Below are 17,967 nucleotides of genomic sequence, written 5' to 3' on the forward strand. Positions count from 1 at the left end.
CCCGAAATCAGCCACTTACGACAGCGAGTCCGAATCGCCGACCGGGAATGGCAAGGGAGAGTATTGTCGTGGTGCGTGACTGGCCGACCTTGGTCAAGTCGACCAGCGAAATGGGCTGATCACCGCAAGGCCAACGGCTGGCTCCTGCAAGCTCCGATGAGCGGCTTCCAGGTTGGCTCTGTTGGGCTGACAGGATTTGAAACTGCGACGCTACAACCCCTAGGGCCGTGGGTGCCCGCAACCGCAGTTCAGGAACGCTACTACTGCGCCTGCCGCGAGGTGCGGTGCCTTGACCGGGCGCCGGCGGTCCTGGGTGGAACCGATGAGTCTGAACGCCATCGCAAGCGCGGCCACGAGCCCCCACGAACCCTGTCGTGCGAGCATCCTGACCAGCGCCATCGTGATGGCAGGATCTCAACAACTATTGTGGCCCGGTTAGCGGTCCGGTGGTGTCTGACAAGCGTCCCGAACCGCACTCCGACCTGCTCTCCAACGGATTGCTAAACGTTTCGCAAGCCCGCCGGGCGCACCATGTCCGATAGAGACGTCCGTCTCGGTGAAGACACAGGAGGCTCAGCACTCATGATCCGACCTCGGCAGCGGCGCGTCATCGGCGTCACGGTGGCGTTCACGGCCGCACTCGGCACTGTTGTGGCCACTGCGGGAGCGGCGAACGCCTGGTCAGCTATCGAATACGGCACGATGTCCAAGAACCCGACCGCCGTCGAATACGCATACGGTACGGGCCAGAAGGCCTGGACCGTCGCCCCCCAGGGCATCGGCGGCGGGGACCGCGCGCGTGTCGATCCGCAGGGCATCGGGGGCACCAACAAGTCGCATGTCGAGCCCCAGGGAATCCAGGGCAGCAGTAAGTAGGGCCACGGGTCATCGGTAGGGGCGCGGCTTCCCGTCCGGTCACGATCACCGCGTTCAGGGCGGCTATGGCGGCCAGGACCACAGCCGCGGTGGGGGTCGCTATCGCGGCCACGTTCCATTGCTGGCGGCGCGTCAGTGTCGCGTTGGTCAGATGGTTCTCTCGTGAGGCATGGTGACAGGCTCCTGATGTCGCGGTCGGAAGGTGTCAGTCCGCCGCGATGGCCCAGGAGCCCGTCGGCCTCCATCTTCTCAGACGGTGGCATGCGCCGCCCGGCAAACCGCGGAATTTCTTAAAGCGTCAGTCGCGGCTGTCCTTGAATCGAGCTCACGGTCCCGAGGCCGGATCTGGCCGACAAGGTCAACACCGCATGCCTGCGGTCGGGTCGTTGAGGTCGATGATCTCCTCCGGGCGGGCATCGACGCGGCCGTGGCTCAGTTCACGGCGAAATCGGGTCGGGAATTCGCGGGGGGACCGAACCGAGAACCGAACCGAGAACCGAGCCGAGAACCCTCGTTGTTCATCCGCCAGGCGATGAACGACACACACTCGGCGTCGTAGAAGCCCCACAAGTCCGTGTTCTGAGCGGTGCAGTTGGCGGTGAGCAGAAGCTCGGGTTCCGGAGTCCAAGCGTCAGAGTACGACCATCGACCATCGACCACCGCTGAGCCCCACACGCTAGGGCAGCGACACACCCGCTGCTAAGATCTGCGCGCTGTTTCCGGTCTGAGTGGGGGGTCCATGCCGCAGCCTCGTCGTATTACGACGCTTGCCTTGTCGTCCCTGGCCGCGGCGATGGGTGGGCTGGCGCCTGTCACCGCGCATGCGGCTGCCGCGAGCACTATCTACGTCGACAACACTCCAGGTTTGGGCTGCTCCGACACCGCCACGGGCGCGGGGAGCAGGACGGTCCCGTTCTGCAGCATCAACGCGGCCGTCGCGGTCGCTGGGCCGGGCAGCCGTGTGCTCGTCTTCGGCCAGACCGGTGATTTCAGCCCCGCGATGAACGTCGTCGGGTATCGGCTCCAGACGCCGATCGTGCCGCCGTCAGGCGTGCCGGGCGATCCGGTGACGATCGAGGCCGCGGTGCCGGATCTGGCCGTCCACGCGCCTGGCACGCAGCCGTCGTTCTTGCTCGACAACGTGCACGATGTCGTGATCAAGGGCTTCTTGCTCGACGGCGGCACGGTCGCCACCGGCGCGGCCGGGACCAGCCGGGTGGCGTTCGATGGTGATGTGATCGCTGACGCCGTGCACCTGAGCGGAGCGACGGATTCTTCCTTCACCAGGTGCGTTCTCGCTCAGAACGGTGTGGCCGCGAACCCTGTGACCGTGGACGGCGGCTCGTCCGGCACGTTGTTCGCCGACAATATCGATGTCGCGCCCGGGCAGCTGATCTTCAAGGACGCACCGGGAGCGAAGATCGTCAACAATACCTTCGCCGGCAACGAGGTGTGGTTGGGCGGGAGCTCCACCGGATCCGTGGTCGAGAACAACATCATCTCCGCGCTCGCCGTGGATGCCACGGCCGAGCCCGGGATCAAGGCCGACTACAACCACGTGGTTCACGCCGTCGACACGACGAACGCCTACTTTTGGGGCGGCCACGGCTACGACCAGGCCGACTTCGTCGCCGCCACCGGGCAGGGTGTCCATGACACGGGTGGTCCGTTCGCCACCACGCAGGTCACCCGCGTTTCGGGGTTGGCCGGCTACTACATGCCCGCGATGCCCGCGGCCATCGACTCCGCCGACTCGAGTGCCCCGGGAATCACGGACACCGACGCGTCGGACAACGCGGCAGCCGACGCACCGGCCGTGGCGAACACCGGCGCCGGACCAGTGGCCTACCGCGACCGGGGCGCGGTCGAGAATGACGGCGTTGGGGCGATCTACCTGGCGATGACGCCGGTCAGCGATCCGGCGGGGTACAAGACCCGGACCTTCACCGCCGACCGCAGCGGAGACCTGTGGGGCGGTGACGTCACCTACACCTTCGACTTCGGCGACGGCCAGACGTCGGCGGCTCAGAGCTCGCCGACGATCACGCATACCTACGCCTCGGACGGCGACTACAGAGTGACCGTCACGGCGAAGACTGCCGCTGGTCGGACCACCACCACGGCCACAGGCGTCATCGTGCTGCCGCGAGCACGTCCGGACGTCGTGGTCGCGTCGAATCCGATCGGCCCGACCGGCTACTTCTATATGGAAGCGCAGTCACCGTCCGGGCTGAACGGCTACGTCCCCCAGGGCGACTACACCATCGACTGGGGTGACGGTACCCCGTTGTGGCACGGCGGCAGCAACAGCTTCGCTCACACCGAGGGGTACGGGCACACGTATCAGGACCCCGCGATCAATCCCACTGCGACGATCACCCTTATCGACAACGCTGGGTGGCAGTGGAAGTGGACTTACACGCCGCGCACCGACCAGCAGGACCCGCCGGTGTCCACCCCGCCCTCGTCCGGCGGATGGATCGTCGGCGGGGCGCCCTCCGGCGGATCCGGCAACCCCGGCGGCGGCAACCCACCGCCCCCGAACGGGGGACCGCCCCCCTCGACCCCCGCGCCCGGCCGCCCGGTCGTCCAGCGGCTCGGCGGCTCCGACCGCTACGGAACCGCCCGGACTGTCTCGGCAGCCCAGTGGGGGAGCGGCCGGGCCGCGGCGGTCGTCCTGGCCCGCGGCGACAAGGCGCCTGACGCCCTGGCCGGCGTCCCGCTGGCGGCCCGCAAGGGTGGCCCGCTGCTGCTCACCGACCCGAGCGCCCTCGACGACGCCACGAGGGCCGAGATCGACAGAGTGCTGGGTGGCCCGGGTTCGAAGAAGCCGATCTACCTGCTCGGTGGGGACAGCGCGGTGTCGCCGGCCATCGAGAGGCAGCTGCGGACCGCCGGCTACGACGTCCACCGCCTGTCCGGCGCCGACCGCTACAGCACCGCGCTCGCCATCGCCGGCCAGTTCCCGGCCGGCCAGGAAGCGATCCTCGCCACCGGCCTGGACTTTCCTGACGCGCTGGCCGCCGGCCCGTTCGCCGCGCAGCGCGACGCCCCGATCGTCCTGTCGGACGGGCCGACCGTGGACTCGGCGACCGCAGCGTACCTGCGTGGCAAGCAGATCGTGGACGCTGTCGGTGGCGCGTCGGTCAAAGCCGCGCACACGCTGGCAGGCATATCCGTGCACGAATACGCTGGTGCCGATCGCTTCGCCACCGCCGCGGCCGTCGCCCGGGCGCTCACCGCGACCCTGGGCCATCCCTTCACCGGCGCCGGCGTCGCCTACGCCTTCAACTTCCCCGACGCCCTGACCGGCGGCGCCTACGCCGCCACCGCAGGCCAACCGCTGCTGCTGACCGATCGCGCCTCGGCCGACCCTTCGCTGCTGACCACGCTGCACGGCTTCGGCCCGACGCTGGCGAACATCGAGATCTTCGGTGGCACGGCTGTGGTGTCGCAGGCTGCTGAGGGCCAGATCACCCGGGCGGTGAACGGCGTGGAGAAGTAGCCCGCCACGGCGCTGTGAACGGGTTTGACGTCCTGACGGGCAGGGCGGGCCCGGTTCTGGTACATCGGTGAAAGGGGCGCGGCGACCAACACGGCGCGCTCCTTCAGGACGTCCGCGCGATCGGAATCCACAGCTCGATCAGCGTGTCTACCGGCATCGGTCGCGACTGCGAGCCGTCTGCGTAACGGAGCGAAACCTGCGCGCCTGACGGGCTGAAATCCAGCGCCGGGTCGCTCAACTCGATCCAGTCCTGGGCCACCGCGCCGGGCTTGAGGACGAACATCCCTGGCTTCAGCTCGCCGGCCTTCTTGTTCACGGCTTCTCCTTGGTCCCGGGGGAGTGGCGTACCAAGAATGACCGTACGTGGGTACTGACCTGCGAATCAAACAGCTCCTACGCGACTTGCGCAGGTTCAACACGGATCGACCCGTGATCGGATCGGCCTGGCTCCGCCTCGGCTGTCATCTCGAAGCCGACCGAAGTCGACATCGAGATGACAGCTGCGGCAGCCGCGGCAGCCACCGAGGCAGCTGCGGCAGCCACCGCACCCTCCGCAGCCCTCGTCCCCAGTGAGCCAGTGAGCCAGTAAGCCCTACAGATCGTCCTCGTCCGACTCGCCCTCAACCACAGTCGACGAATGGTCAGCAAAAGCCTCGTCGATCCCAGGCCGCCCATCGCCTTCGGCAATGACCTCCTGCCGGCGCCACGCGGCAAGGTCATCCAAGTCGTCCGGCGCCGTAGCGCAGATGACGTAGCGCGTGGGCGTCACAGCCGTAGGTCGCCACCGCAGCCCCGCCAGGCTGGCCAGGTGTGCCGAGCGGGGGGTCAGGTCGGGGCGGGCGAGGTAGCCGACCAACTCGTCGCCGTCCAGGAAGGCCCGGCCGGCCGAACCCAGCAGTTCGTTGACCGCGGTCGGCTGCACCTGGCAGTCGGCGATCTGCCACCACGTGCCGCCGCGGGCGGCCGTCGGCTCGGAGTGGGGGAGGGCCGTGTCGCCGGCGGCGGCGTCGATCAGCAGTTGCTCGATCTCGCGCAGCAGGTGTTCCACCGTGTCCGCGCTGAAGAAGTTCCCGTTCGCGTTGACGTCGAGTTCGAGTTCGCCGCAGGCTCGCAGTACCTGGAAGAACAGCATCACCGGCAGCTCCGAGTCGGCCGGCTTGCGGCTGACGCGGGTCTGCGGCCGGGCCTGGTCGACGAGCTCCAGCGGGGCCGGCTCGTTGTTCTGCCGGTCCGGTTCGATGTTGGCCGCGACGTCGTTGAAGACCCAGTCGCGGGTGAAGCCGACGCCGCGCCGGTCGAAGGTCTCGTCGATCACCGGCCACACGGCCTTGGCGTCGAACTGGCTGTGCTTGAGTGCGGTCAGCTGGGCGGATCGGGCCTGTTCCACGAGTGCGTCGAAGCTCGGGGCGGTCAGGTCCAGGCGGATGAGGGCGTCCTGCGCGAGGGCGCCGACGTATCGGCTCAGTGTGCTGCTGAACCGGTTGGCGCTCAGCGAGGCGAACAGCGTCGACTCGTCGCCCGTGTACCGGCCCAGCACGGCGGCCACCGCCGCCAGCACGACGCTGGAGTGTCCGACCTTGGTGCGGTCCACGATCCGGGTGATGGCCAGGGCCGCGGCCGGCGAGGTGATGCGCAGCTGGTACGGCGCGCCCGGCTCGGCCAGCGGCGGCACCGCCAGCCGCAGCGGCCCGTGGGCCAGTCGGGAGCGCCAGTACTTCAGCGAGTTCTGGCTGCGCCGCTGGCCGGCGGGGCTCAGCTCGATCTGCGCCTGGTCCAGCGGCTGCAGGCCCGGGTCCGGCAGGTCGGCGGGGCTCTTGCCGCCGACCAGGTCGGTCAGCTCCTCGGTCAGGATCACGCCGCTGCCCACATCGATGGCCATGTGGGTGATGACCATGACGATCGTCGTCCGCGGTCCGTCCTGTGCTCCGCGCTCGGTGACGATCGCGGCCCGCACCGGCAGCTCCTCGGTCAGCTCGAAGGGCTTGGCGCACATCTGCCGAGCGAGCTTCGCCGGGAACTGCTCGTCACCGTCGACGTTCTCGTGCACGTCCACGGTCAGGTCTCCGGCCTCGCGGACGACCTGGGTCGCGGTACCGGACTGGCGCAGATAGTTGGTCCGCAGCGAGTCGTGCCGCCCGATCACGACGCCGATCGCCTCCGCGACTTGCTCGACAGGCACGTTGCCGTCGACGGGATGGATGACCGGGATCACCGCCGACCACTCGTTCGAGTCCTGACTCACCCAGCTGAGCACATTGGCCTGCCCGAACGTGAGCGGGCCCGGCTCCCGGCGGCTGCCGCGGTAGGTCACACGCACCTGTACACCTGACGACGTCGCAGTCATGCGCCGGTCCTCCCTGATGGATCGTGAAACGTGTACGTGGATCGGCATCGGAGCATGCAACGCCAGCACGCCCCTCCGCTACGCCCTTGGTAGGTAGGGGCTATGAAGCGTGAGGGCCCCTGCGTCGGGCGGCGAGTCGGTAAGGTGTTTGTTCTTCGAACTTCCGGGCGGAGGCTGTCCACTTCGCCTTGCCACTTCGGGAGACGTCCGCCGTCCGGATTGTCGGGAGGTGCGCCACAGTAGCCGCGACGTGTGCATTGGCAGGGTTCACCCGAACAATGCCACTTCGTGGTCGAGGAAAGCCCGAACTTGGCAGACTTCACCCGGAACGGACAATCGCGATCCGAACACTTCAGAGCTCACTTGCGAATCTTGGTAAGAAGTCTGACGCAGTGCCGGGAGCCGTGGCAAGAGAAGCCGGACTCTCCCGCCACGGCTCACATAGGGGATTGCCCTGACTCGATAGTGATGGCCTGAGGGCTCACCCACACCCATCAGCTGTCTGAGAATCGGCCACAGGCAGCCAGGCGGCCAGCCAGCCAACGAGCCCCATTGCTTCCGACGTCCGGACACGGCGAAGGCCGGTTCACGAACCGCGATGGTCCGCGAACCGGCCTGGATCCCCGGCTGTGTCAGCGTGCAGAGGTCAGCATGCAGAGGCCAGCCTGCGGGAATCAGTGTCCAGCAGTCAGCGTGCGGCGCGGATCAGCTCGTGATCGTCCCGAACGCCGTCCCGCAGTTCGCTGTACTGCGAGCCGGACCCGGTCCCCGACCCAGCGACCGCCGTCCGAGCCGCCGCAGCCTGCACCGGAACCGGCGGCGCCTCGTCCGAGCACACCGTGCCCACCTTGGGCAGCGTCAGATCAGCAAGGTAGGTGGCGACCGCGTCCGTCGCGCACGCGCTGCGGCCGAAGGCGGTGTGACCCTCGGCGTCGAACGTCAGCAGCCTGGCATTGTCGAAGGTCCGGGAGAGCGCGACCGCGTCCTGGTACGGGGTGTCAGGGTCGTGAGTGGTGCCGATGACCAGGATCGGCGCGGAGCCCGCGGCCCGGTAGGACCCGCTGTAGCGGCTGACCCGCTCGACCGGCCACTGGACGCAGGCCGGGGCGCTGTTCTGGTCGTACATCGGCGGGGCGTAGGCCCAGGGCGTGCCGAGCAGCGGGGCCTCCGCGGCGCTGGCGGTGACGTGCCGCTGGAGCTTGGCGAGGCTGGTCGGGAAGTCACGGTCGTTGCAGGAGACCACCGTGTTGGGGTTGAGCTGGTCGTAGCTGGCCGGGGACGGTGGCCTGAGCAGGAAGCTGTTCGGGTCGCGCAGCTGGGCCTGGTGCAGGGCCTGGCCGAATGAGGGCCAGATCACCTTGCCCGCGTCCATGTTGAACAGGAGGCGGTAGGCCAGGGTGAAGCCGTTGGCCTGCTTGCCGCTGGGGAGCTGGACCGGGTTGGCGTCCAGGTCGGCCTTCAGCGCCGTGAAGGCGGCCTTGGGGTCGCCGTCGCCGAAGCCGCACGAGGTCTGGTTCTGCGCGCACCAGTCGAGGAAGTCGTCCATGGCCGCGTCGAGGGCGAGGTACTGCGGCTCGTCGTAGGCGTAGGGCTGGTTGGCGTAGTGCTTCGGATCGTAGGCGCCGTCCAGAGCCATGGCGCGGACCCGGCGGGGGAACATGCTGGCGTAGACGGTGCCGACGTAGGTGCCGAACGACCGGCCGTAGAAGGTGAGCTGCTGCTCTCCCAGGGCCTGGCGGAGCAGGTCGATGTCACGGGCGACGTACTGGGTGCCGAACAGGCCGGCGGTGTCGCCGAGCTTGGTCACGCAGTTCTGGTCGAAGTCCGCGGCGACCTTGACGGCCGTGTCGAAGGCGTCGGGCCCGGGAACTCCCTTGGCCGCGCCGACAGCCGCGTCGTACTGGGCGTCGCTGTAGCACTCGACCTGGGAGCTGGTGCCGATCCCCCGAGGATCGAAGCTGACGATGTCGAACCGGTCCCGCAGCGCGCTCGGCAGGTCGTCGTAGTTGTCCCGCGCGAAGCTCAGGCCACTGCTACCCGGGCCGCCGGGCTCCATCCACAGGGTGCCCACGCGGTGAGTCGGGTCCGCGGCACGGTGGCGGATCATGTGCAGGGTGATGGTGCGGCCGGCGGGATCGCGGTAGTCCAGCGGCACGGCCGCGTCGCTGCATTCGAAGCCGCCGGTACAGTCCGACCAGCTCAGCACCGGGACCGGTGCCCCGTTCCACTGCGGGCCGGCGGGGGCGGCCGCCGCCATGGACGTTCCCACCGCGCTGAACAAGGTTGCCGCGGCGAGGATCGCGGTGAGGCGGCTGCCGGAGCCGTTGCGCTTATGCGTATCAGGGGTCGATCGATACGAGTCGAGAGTCGGCATTCGGCCCGCTCCCTGGTCATTGCTGGTCAAGGTACAACCCTTCTTCCCGTTAGCCGGCTGCGATCACCGGCATGGCCACTCTATGTCAGACCATGTATTCACGGCGAAGAGTTACCTGTCCCGGGAGGAGCGTTCATGCGGATGTCTCGGCTCGTTGACGATGACGTGGGAACGGCCACGTAGGAGTCCTAGACTGGCGTCCACCAGAATTCTCGTGTCCGTCAGGATTCTGAAACAGGATTCTGAAACTCGGCGAAGCGCTCGGATCGAACCCGGGGTGGGAGGGGCAGTGGATTCCGGACTCACTGACCGCACGGTGCGAGCGGCCGATCCGGGCGACGGCGAACGCGTGACGATCGGCGTCGCGGACAGCCGTCGCGTCATGGTGTACCTCGTCGTTCCCGAGGCCGACGACTACATAGCCATCATGGAGGTGCTGGAGTCGTCGGTCACGGACAAGACGCCGATCGAGGTCGCGACGGCGTTGTCCGCCGCCGGGCTGATTCTCGACCCGTCTCAGGTCGAGAACCGGTTGGACCGGCTCCGGGACTGGGGAGCAGTCTCAGCACGGACCGACAGCACCAGCATATTGCGATACGCCGACCTGATGGCGCGGAACTGGCGGTACACCGCGACGCCCGCAGGCCGCCAAGTGCAGCGTTTCTACCGTACGGTGCTCGCCGACACCCCCACGGTGCGCGAGATCCCGCTGACCAGCCTGAACCGGATCGTCACCGCTCTGGAAGCGCTCGCCTCGACGGTTCCTGAAACCGGAGTGGCGGACGAACAAGCAGTGGACCGCATCGGCGTCCTGTTCACCAGCCACGACGACCTCGACGGCGCGCTCGTCGGCGCCGAGGACTCCCTGGCCGGCCTGGCCGATCGTTTCGACCTGGACGACGAGCGCACAGCCGAGCTCAAAGGGCTGCTCGTCGACTACGCGACCAGCGTCGCCGCGCAGCTGGACTCCGGCGCGGCCCGTGCCGAACGCGCTCTGGCCCTTCTGGCGCCGTACTTTCCGCTGCTCGCTGAGGCCGCGGTGGCGACGTCGCAAGCCCGCGCACTCATCGAACGCGGCGCCCTGTCCGCCTCGCGCGGCGGCCGCGTTCCCGATTGGGAGGAACTGCGGGCCTGGTTCCATGCCGATGTCGGACGCGCCGCCAGGTTCTCCCTGCGACTGGTCCGCTCCCTGCCCGGCATGCACGCCAATCTGCGGCGGCTGCACACGTCCACCAGCACGGCGAACAGCCGCGGCCGGGCGCTGGCGCTGGCCAAAGCCGCCGCGGACCCGGAGCTCGGAACGCAGATCTGGCAGGCCGCCCTCGGCGACCATCCCTGGCGCAAGCTCTACGGCGCGACGGACGACGAATCCCTGCACAACCCATCGTGGCGCGGCGGCCCCAAGGTGCCGGTGCCGGAACTGCTCCGCAGCACCGGGCATGCCGGACCGAGAGGGCGAGGCGGAACGGCCCGCGACGACTCCCTGGCCCGGGCGCAGGTGGCACCGGCGCGGCGGGCCAGGCAGCTACAGCACGAAGCGGCGATCGCCGAGGTACTGGCGGCCGAACCCGGAGCCGTACTTTCCGAAACCGGGGCCCGCGCAGCGCTGGCAGCTCTGATGGCTGCCGCCCGGGCGACGTCGACCGGATCGCCTCGCACGGCCGTCCGCGACGGTCTCGCGTGCAGCCTGATCTCCGTCGCGGACGGCGTCGGACAGCTCCGGACCGCGAGCTGGACAGTGCTGCTTCCCGGCCGGATCCCGCAGTTCCATCTGCCGGGAGACCTGCCCGTGGTGACCGGCAACCCGGGATCGGGGGACCGGTCATGAGCGTGGACCTGGACGAGGAGACGGGTTCAGCGACGGGTCCAGAAACAGGTCCAGAAACAGGTCCAGAGACAGGACCAGAGACAGGAACAGAACCCGATGAGGCGCCGACGCGCGCCCGCAAGGCCTGGACACCGGAGGCCGACGCCGAGACCGCCGCGCTGCTGCGTCACCTGTCCGCCGTGCCCTGGCTCGTCGGCGGCCGGGACGACGCTCTGATAGCGGCCGTCCGCCGCAACGAGACCGCGCTCCGGGACACGCTCGGCCGGCTCGGCTGGGTGCTCGTCGTGGAGCACGACCTCGTCCGCCTCCGAAAGAGTCCGCCGGTCCGACCCGGCGCGTGGGCCGTCGACGGTCCGCCGCCCGCGACCTGTTCGTGGTTCTTCCTGTTGGTCGCGGCAGCGGAGGCCATGCCCCCTCGGGTCGGTCTTGGCCGGCTGGTGACGGCTGCCCGCGCGGCCGCTGCCGAGGCCGGGCTGCCGAACGTCGGCGATATCGCCGAACGCCGCGCGATCGCTGCCGCGCTGCGTCTGCTGGACCAGCGAGGCGTCGTGGAGACCGTCGACGGCGATCTCGACGTGTACGTGCGAAGCGGCGAAGCGCCGGTCCTGATCGCGGTGCACCACACCCGTCTGGCACACGTCATCGCCAACCCGGGCACCCTCAACCCCGCCGCGGACCCGGCGGCCTGGCTCGTACAAGTGCAGAGAGAAAACGATCCGGCGCGCCGGATGCGCCGGCGCTTGGTCGACGACACCTGCGTCCATGTCTGCGAACTGGACGAGCCCGAGGCCCAGTGGCTGTCGCAACGGGTCCGTGGCGACGACGGAACACCCCTTGCGTCAGCCTTCGGCCTCCGGTTGGAACGCCGCAGCGAGGGAGCCGCTTTCGTGGTTCCGGATGACGCGTTCCGGCATCCCCGCGAGCTGGGGCCGCTGGCGTTCCCGGCGACCGGGACAGTGGCTCATGCCGCGTTGCTGCTTTGCGACTTTGCCGAAGCGTCGGGCCGGGTGGAAGGCGGACCCGGTTCGGGCTGGCGAGCACTGCCGACGAGCCGGGTGCACGAGGCGTTGCGGGCCTTCGCCGACGCGAACGCCACGGGTCGCGGCGGTTGGAGCCGGGAGTACGTCGACGATATCGGCCTCTTGGCCGACCGTGTCGCGAGGCTACTGAACGGGCTCAACATCCTGCGCGTGGAATCAGACGGCAGCAGCGAGCACGGTGACGACGCCACCCGAGCTCAGTGGTGGTTCGCACCGACGACCTCGCGCTGGGCCGCACCCGGAACGGCCGCGCCGAAGGCCGCGAAGCGGAGCCATGGACTGTCCGCGCTCGCCTACAGCGGCGAGGTGGATCAGCAACCTGCGCTGTTCAACTTCCCCGTCCCCGGGGCAACCGCGTGACCGACTCAGCGAACAGCGTGTCCCACGCCAACGGCACGAGCCTGCCGCCACACCCGGCCGCGCATCCCAGATTCGGTGGCCGGTGGCGCCTGATTGAGGCAGGGCTGTCCAACATCTGGCGTTACGGTGATCTCGACCTGCCAGCGCCATCCGGCCGCCTGCTGATGCGCGGTCCCAACGGCACCGGCAAAACCACGGCGCTGGAAGCGCTGTGGCCCTATCTGCTGGACCTCAATCCGGCCAAACTCGCCGCCGGCAAAGCCCGCCCGACCACGCTCAAACTACTGATGAGCGAGGGCGCCACCAGCAAGCGACGCTACGGCTACCTGTGGCTGACGTTCGCACCACCGACGGCCGCCGCCGGGGCCGGTCCGGCCCAGCGTGTCCTCAGCTACGGGGCACGTCTGCAATACTCCGTGACCGGCTCGCCCGCGGTGAAGGTCGTTCCGTTCCGGGTACCGGGCCGTCCGCTGGCCGACGTCCCCTTGTACGGAGACCGGCGCTCCGCCCTGGAACTCGACGACTTCACCGCGCTCATCACGGACGCGGACGGCCAGGTCTTCGACACCGAGGACGCATACGTCGAAGATCTGGCCGCCCGGATCTGGCGAACCGGAGGTACCGAACTACGCCTTCTGGCCAGCCGTCTGCGAGAGGTGCGCAACCCGACGCTCCTGGGCGACGTGTCGCCGCAGGCCGCCGCGAGCGCGCTGCGCTCGTCCCTTCCCGGTGTTTCCGAACAGGTACTGACCGCGGCTGCCGACGCGCTCGCCGAGTCGGAGGCGACCCGAAAGGCGTTCGACCGTGATCGGGAGGCGGCGACGGTGCTCGCCGACTTCGCCACCGCCTGGGGCGGACACGTCGTCGACGTCGTCCGGCTGGCCTGCACGGCCGCCGCCCAGGCCGAGGCCGCCGTCACCAGGCGGTCCACCGAGGTCAGAGGGCTCGGGCGGCGGGCTCGGGATGCCGAGCTGGAGGCGAAGTCCGCCCAGGGAGCCGTCGAGGAACTGGAGGAACAGGAAACGACGCTGGTCGACCAGATCCGCGCGCTGGAGCTCTCCGACGCGTACAAGTCAGTAGGACGGATCGCTGATCTGGACCAGAAACTCGCCGCCGAGCAGAGCGCTGCCAAGGCCGATCTGGACGCACTCCTCAGTAGTGCGACCCGCGCCGCCGGCGACAGCCTGCGGCATCTCAGGGAACTGCGCGACCATGCGCTCGCGTTCAAGGAGATTCTCGGTTCGGCGGCCGCCGCCGGTGCTGATCCCGGAACCGTCGAAGCGTACCTGAGCTGGAAGGAGTTCGACCGGCATGGCCACCGAGTAGGTGCCAGCGCGGCCGAACCCGGCACCGGTGTATTAGTGAACTGTTATATGGAGCGCATCGACGAAACGGCGATGCGTTGGACGTCTCTTGCGGCTAGCACCGCCACCCGTGCCGCGTCGGCCCGGCTGGTGCTCAAGGACCGGGTCGAAGTCGATCGGGCACAGACCGAAACACTCGACGCCGAGCGTGCCGCTGGAACCGCGCAGGAAGCGCTCGCCCTTCACCAGCAGAGCGTCATCCAGGCGACAGCAGCCGCGTCGGACCTCCTCGTACAAGCCCTGGACGCCGTCCACCGCTGGGCCTTGGCACATGGGGATCTTCGGCAGCCGGCCGACAGCGCCTCGGATCGCGCGGAGACGGACGAAGGATGGTCGATCGAGGACCTGACCGAGCTGACCGAGCTAGCCAAGTTGACCAAGCTGAGCGAGCTGACCGCCGGCGAACCGGCTCAGGCCCTTGATCGGCTCGACGAATGGGCCCTGTTCGCACACCGTGCAGGTGAGCGGCTCGCCGTCACCCACGAACACAGCGCTCGACAGGCCGGCGACACGGCGCAGGCCCAGCGTCGTGAGGCGGCCGGCCTCCGGGCGGACGCCCTGAGACTCCGTTCGGGCCAGGTCCTCCCGTTGCCACGGCCGGCGTGGGCGGGACCAGGAGACGACGGTGCTGCCTTCGGCACTGTCCTGGAGTGGCGGTCCGATGTCATGGACGGCCAGTTGCGAGCCCGCGTGGAGGTCGCGATGGCCGCGGCGGGCCTGCTCGGCGCGACGCTCGCGACGAGCGGCGTCCAAACCCCGGCGTGGCAGGTCGACGCGTCCGGGGCGAGCACACAACCCAGCCTGACGGAAATCCTCACTGTCGACTCCGAACACCCGCACGCCGACGTCGCGGCGCAGGTGCTCTCGCGAATTCGCCTGGCCGACACCGCGGCTGACCTTCCGCACGACCCCACCACACTCACCATTGGCCGCGACGGCACGTTCCGAGCCGGTGTGCTCACCGGCCGGCCGGCGGCCCTGCTTACGGAAGCCGACGGTATCCCCCCGGCCAAGCACATCGGCGCTCGGCTGAGGCAGCAAGCCGCTTTCGCCGAAGCCGACCGACTGGAACAAGTCGCGAAGGAACTCGGCGAGTCCGCTGACGGCTATGAAAAGGCAGCTGTCCGGCATCGCGAACAAGCCTCGGAGATACGCGTTCGGGCAGCGACGTTCCCGCCTCGGGAAACGCTCCGCAAAGCAGAGTCCCACCGCGCGGCGAAGGTGTCACAGACTCCTGACCTAGAGACTAAGGCCACCGAGCTGGGGAAACGCTTGGCAGAGGCGCGCGACCGGTACCGGACGTTGTCCGGCGCGTGGACCGATCGCGTTGAATCCCTCGGTCTGCCGCCGAGTGTCGAACAGCTCAACACCCTGATCTCCGTGGCGGACGGCCAAGCCCGCGAACTCAGGACGGCAGCGGCCCAACTCGCCGGACCTGTCGCGGCTCGGCTCCGGCACACCCTCGACGACCTCCCGGACGAGCCGGCACTCGCTGCCGAACTGGCCGAGCAAGCAGCCAAGGCCTCGATGTCCCAGGGGAAGGCCGCGACCACCAAAGCTCTCCTGGAGGAGGTCCGGCGGGCGAACACGGACCGCGAAGACGTGGTCCGGCGACACAAGACCCTGACAGACGAACTGACTACCTGTCGTAGGAGAATCGCACCGGCCCGGACCGAGCAGGGCAGGACCGCCACGGTCCATGCCACGCTCCAAGGCCAACTGGACTCGGCGAGCAAGGAGCTGGACGAGGCCCTGCCGGCCAAACACGCCACGGCGAGCCGTCTCAGCACGCTGCTGAGACAGCCCGCTGTCGCCGAGGTCCTGGCCGTCGGCCCCGAGCCGCCGTCCGGCGAAGAACTGACAAAACGCACGGAGACGCTGCTGGCCGGTCGGCGAACGTACAGCCGCCGGCACCTCAGCGAACGCTACGACCAAGCCCGCGCTGCGCTCGCTGGAACGTGGGCACTCGCCCGGGGTGACGCAGGCCCAGGGCTTGACGAGCTGGACGTCTTCGTACTGACCCATTCCGAGCGGGAGTACACACCGCCGGCCGCAGCGGCCCGCGCCGCGCATCTGACGGACCGGGCCGAAAAGGCCCTGGCGCAGGCGGAGGAACAGGCACTGACCGACTTCGTCGTCGGCCGCCTGCCCGCAGCGATCGGGGCCGCCTGGACCCGGCTGCACGACTGGAAATCCGAGGTCAACAAGAAGATGCGGTCTGCGCAGGCCAGCTCCGGCGTGGGTGTGCAGGTCCAAGTCGATCTGGCCCCGGATCTATCGCCGGCGGCGCGGACGGTCTACGAGCTGTCCTGCAAAGTCGGCGACGCCGATCGGACCGAACAGCAGAAGACTGAGGTGGGGGCCGCGATTCAGGCGCTGCTCGCAGCCGCCGATGGCGCGACGATGCTGGAGCGGCTGACGGCGGCCGTGGACATCCGGGAGTGGGTGGACACCCACTACCAGGTCACCCGTCCGGACGCCCGCACCGGCGAGACGACCACCGGACGGTGGAACAGCCGCACCGGCCTGTCCGGCGGGGAACGTCGGCTCGTCGTCCTGGCCCCGATGCTCGCCGCCGTTGCCGCAGCCTACGACCGGCTCGGGACGACGGGTCTGCGCCTCGTGCCGCTGGACGAGGTTCCCGCGGAAGTGGACGAGCGGGGCCGCGAAGGACTGGCCCGGTTCATCGCCGAGCTCGACCTGGACCTGCTGTGCACCAGCTATCTCTGGGACGGCGCACCCGGGGCCTGGGACGGGATCGACGCGCACGACCTGGAGGCGGGACCCGACGGCACGGTCGTCGCCTTCCCCATGCTGATCCGCGGATCAGCGCCGATTCCCGGCGATCCAGGACCGGACGGCACACCATGACGTGCCCATGGTGCGACGGCGTCTGCCAGGAGACCGATCTGGCGCCACTTCTCCACCCGGACCTGGCCTGGCTGTGGAACCAACTTGCCGACTGCGCGGATCGGCGCGGCGATCCCGAGCTCACTTCGGGATCGGTCGGCCTGAAGATGCCGTCGGCGCCCGAGGAACGGTCGGCGGCCGTCGGGCTCCTCGGCGGCCGACCGCTGAGCGCCGGGCAGGTCCGTCGCGTCGACTTGGTCCGATTGGGCGATGTGCTCGCGAGACGTCATCCACGGCTCACCCCGGGCGTGGCGGCCGCTCACGGTGCGCGGCGGCGGCTCGCGCAGCGGGCCCGCTCCCGAGCTGAGCAGATCGACGCGACAGCCGGCTTGCGTAGGAGCCTGACGGCGGCGATCAGCGGTCTGCCCGAACACTTGCCCGGCGAGATGGATCCGGATGCCGTCTGGACCCGGCTCCACCGCGCCGGATGGATCTCACGTTTGATCGCCGACGACGACCGGGAGAAGCGGATCACTCTGGCTGCTGGTGTTCTCGCCCGACTGCCCAGGCCTCCGGCGCGCGTGGACCGCCGCGTCCTCATTCCCGGCGACCCTCACGCCCTGGACGAAGGAACGGTACTGGCCGGCCTCGTCCTCGCGGTGGCCGGCGTGGCCGGTGCCGGCCGCCGGACCCGGGAGGCCTGGAGCCTGCTCGGCGTCGATTGCGACAATCTGCTCGGCGGACTCCTCGTGCTCGGCGTCAGGCCACTGTCATGGTCGGTGCCCGGCGACGCCGTGCTGACGCTACCGCCGCGGGAACTGCTGAGGGTCCAGTGGCAGGCCCCGCCCAAGCCCGGTGCGTGGGCGTTCGTCACCGAGAACCCGTCGGTGATGACAGCGGCCGCCGAGCTGGCGGCGACTGGCGATGGTCCAGGAACCGACGGAACAGCCCACCTGATCTGCACCGCCGGAACACCCTCCGACATTGAGACAACCGCGATCAGCCTCCTGACAGCCGTCGGATGGCGGGTGGCGGTGCGGGCCGATTTCGACCCATCGGGACTGGCCCATGTCCGGGCACTGTTGAACGCCACGCCGGACGCAGCTCCGTGGCGCATGGACACCGCGGCGTACACAGACCACTGCGTGACTGCTTCGGCCGGGGCACTTGAGGTGGCGGTGACCGACACGCCGTGGGACCCGGACCTGGCGTCGGCAATGACGAGGCGCGGAGCACCTGCCTACGAGGAAGACCAGCTCTCCGAGCTGATCGGCGATCTTTGCTCCGGAGAACCCGGAGCGTGCTGAGGGCGATGGCTCAAGCCTCGATCGGCATGGGCTCCCTTTGATCTCCGTGGTGAGCACGGAAACCCCGTATTCAGTACCGAGCACTGAGTCGGAACCACGGTCGTCTCGGCGAACCTCGA

General features: G+C 69.1%; 9 protein-coding genes. 6 read left to right on the top strand and 3 right to left on the bottom strand.

Going from position 1 to position 17,967, the window contains the following annotated elements:
* The first annotated feature begins 582 nt into the window (after positions 1 to 582).
* Both ABD481_RS16195 and ABD481_RS16200 read left to right on the top strand, forming a co-directional pair.
* Complete coding sequence (locus ABD481_RS16195; protein ID WP_344666487.1) at positions 583 to 876, top strand: hypothetical protein; 294 nt, start codon at positions 583 to 585, stop codon at positions 874 to 876.
* 772 nt (positions 877 to 1,648) lie between these two features.
* On the top strand, positions 1,649 to 4,381 hold the full coding sequence (locus tag ABD481_RS16200; protein WP_344666488.1) for a cell wall-binding repeat-containing protein: 2,733 nt from the start codon (positions 1,649 to 1,651) through the stop codon (positions 4,379 to 4,381).
* A gap of 103 nt (positions 4,382 to 4,484) precedes the next feature.
* Here the strand turns inward: ABD481_RS16200 and ABD481_RS16205 are convergent, their stop codons facing one another.
* From ABD481_RS16205 to ABD481_RS16215, 3 genes are all read right to left on the bottom strand, one after another.
* Positions 4,485 to 4,697 carry a hypothetical protein gene (locus ABD481_RS16205; protein ID WP_344666489.1) on the bottom strand — a complete coding sequence of 71 codons (213 nt, stop codon included), beginning with the start codon at positions 4,695 to 4,697 and terminating at the stop codon, positions 4,485 to 4,487.
* Positions 4,698 to 4,973: 276 nt separating this feature from the next.
* A complete protein-coding gene (locus tag ABD481_RS16210) occupies positions 4,974 to 6,698 on the bottom strand; it encodes a condensation domain-containing protein (RefSeq protein ID WP_344666490.1) in 1,725 nt (574 codons plus the stop codon).
* A 715-nt stretch (positions 6,699 to 7,413) separates the two neighbouring features.
* Positions 7,414 to 9,099: an alpha/beta hydrolase gene (locus ABD481_RS16215; RefSeq protein WP_425559188.1), complete on the bottom strand. Its 1,686-nt coding sequence runs from the start codon at positions 9,097 to 9,099 to the stop codon at positions 7,414 to 7,416.
* Positions 9,100 to 9,388: 289 nt separating this feature from the next.
* On the opposite strand from ABD481_RS16215, the gene ABD481_RS16220 reads away from it, so the two are divergent.
* The 4 genes from ABD481_RS16220 to ABD481_RS16235 are packed head-to-tail and all read left to right on the top strand — an operon-like array spanning position 9,389 to position 17,848.
* On the top strand, positions 9,389 to 10,927 hold the full coding sequence (locus ABD481_RS16220) for a DUF2397 domain-containing protein (protein ID WP_344666491.1): 1,539 nt from the start codon (positions 9,389 to 9,391) through the stop codon (positions 10,925 to 10,927).
* Entirely contained in the window at positions 10,924 to 12,327 is a 1,404-nt protein-coding gene (locus ABD481_RS16225) for a DUF2398 family protein (protein WP_344666492.1), read from the top strand. Before ABD481_RS16220 ends, ABD481_RS16225 begins: the two co-directional genes overlap by 4 nt.
* Complete coding sequence (locus ABD481_RS16230) at positions 12,324 to 16,562, top strand: SbcC/MukB-like Walker B domain-containing protein (protein ID WP_344666493.1); 4,239 nt, start codon at positions 12,324 to 12,326, stop codon at positions 16,560 to 16,562. Before ABD481_RS16225 ends, ABD481_RS16230 begins: the two co-directional genes overlap by 4 nt.
* Complete coding sequence (locus ABD481_RS16235) at positions 16,559 to 17,848, top strand: DUF2399 domain-containing protein (protein WP_344666494.1); 1,290 nt, start codon at positions 16,559 to 16,561, stop codon at positions 17,846 to 17,848. Before ABD481_RS16230 ends, ABD481_RS16235 begins: the two co-directional genes overlap by 4 nt.
* The last annotated feature ends 119 nt before the right edge of the window (positions 17,849 to 17,967 follow it).

The organism is Catenulispora yoronensis, from assembly GCF_039531695.1.
Taxonomy (GTDB): Bacteria; Actinomycetota; Actinomycetes; order Streptomycetales; family Catenulisporaceae; genus Catenulispora; species Catenulispora yoronensis.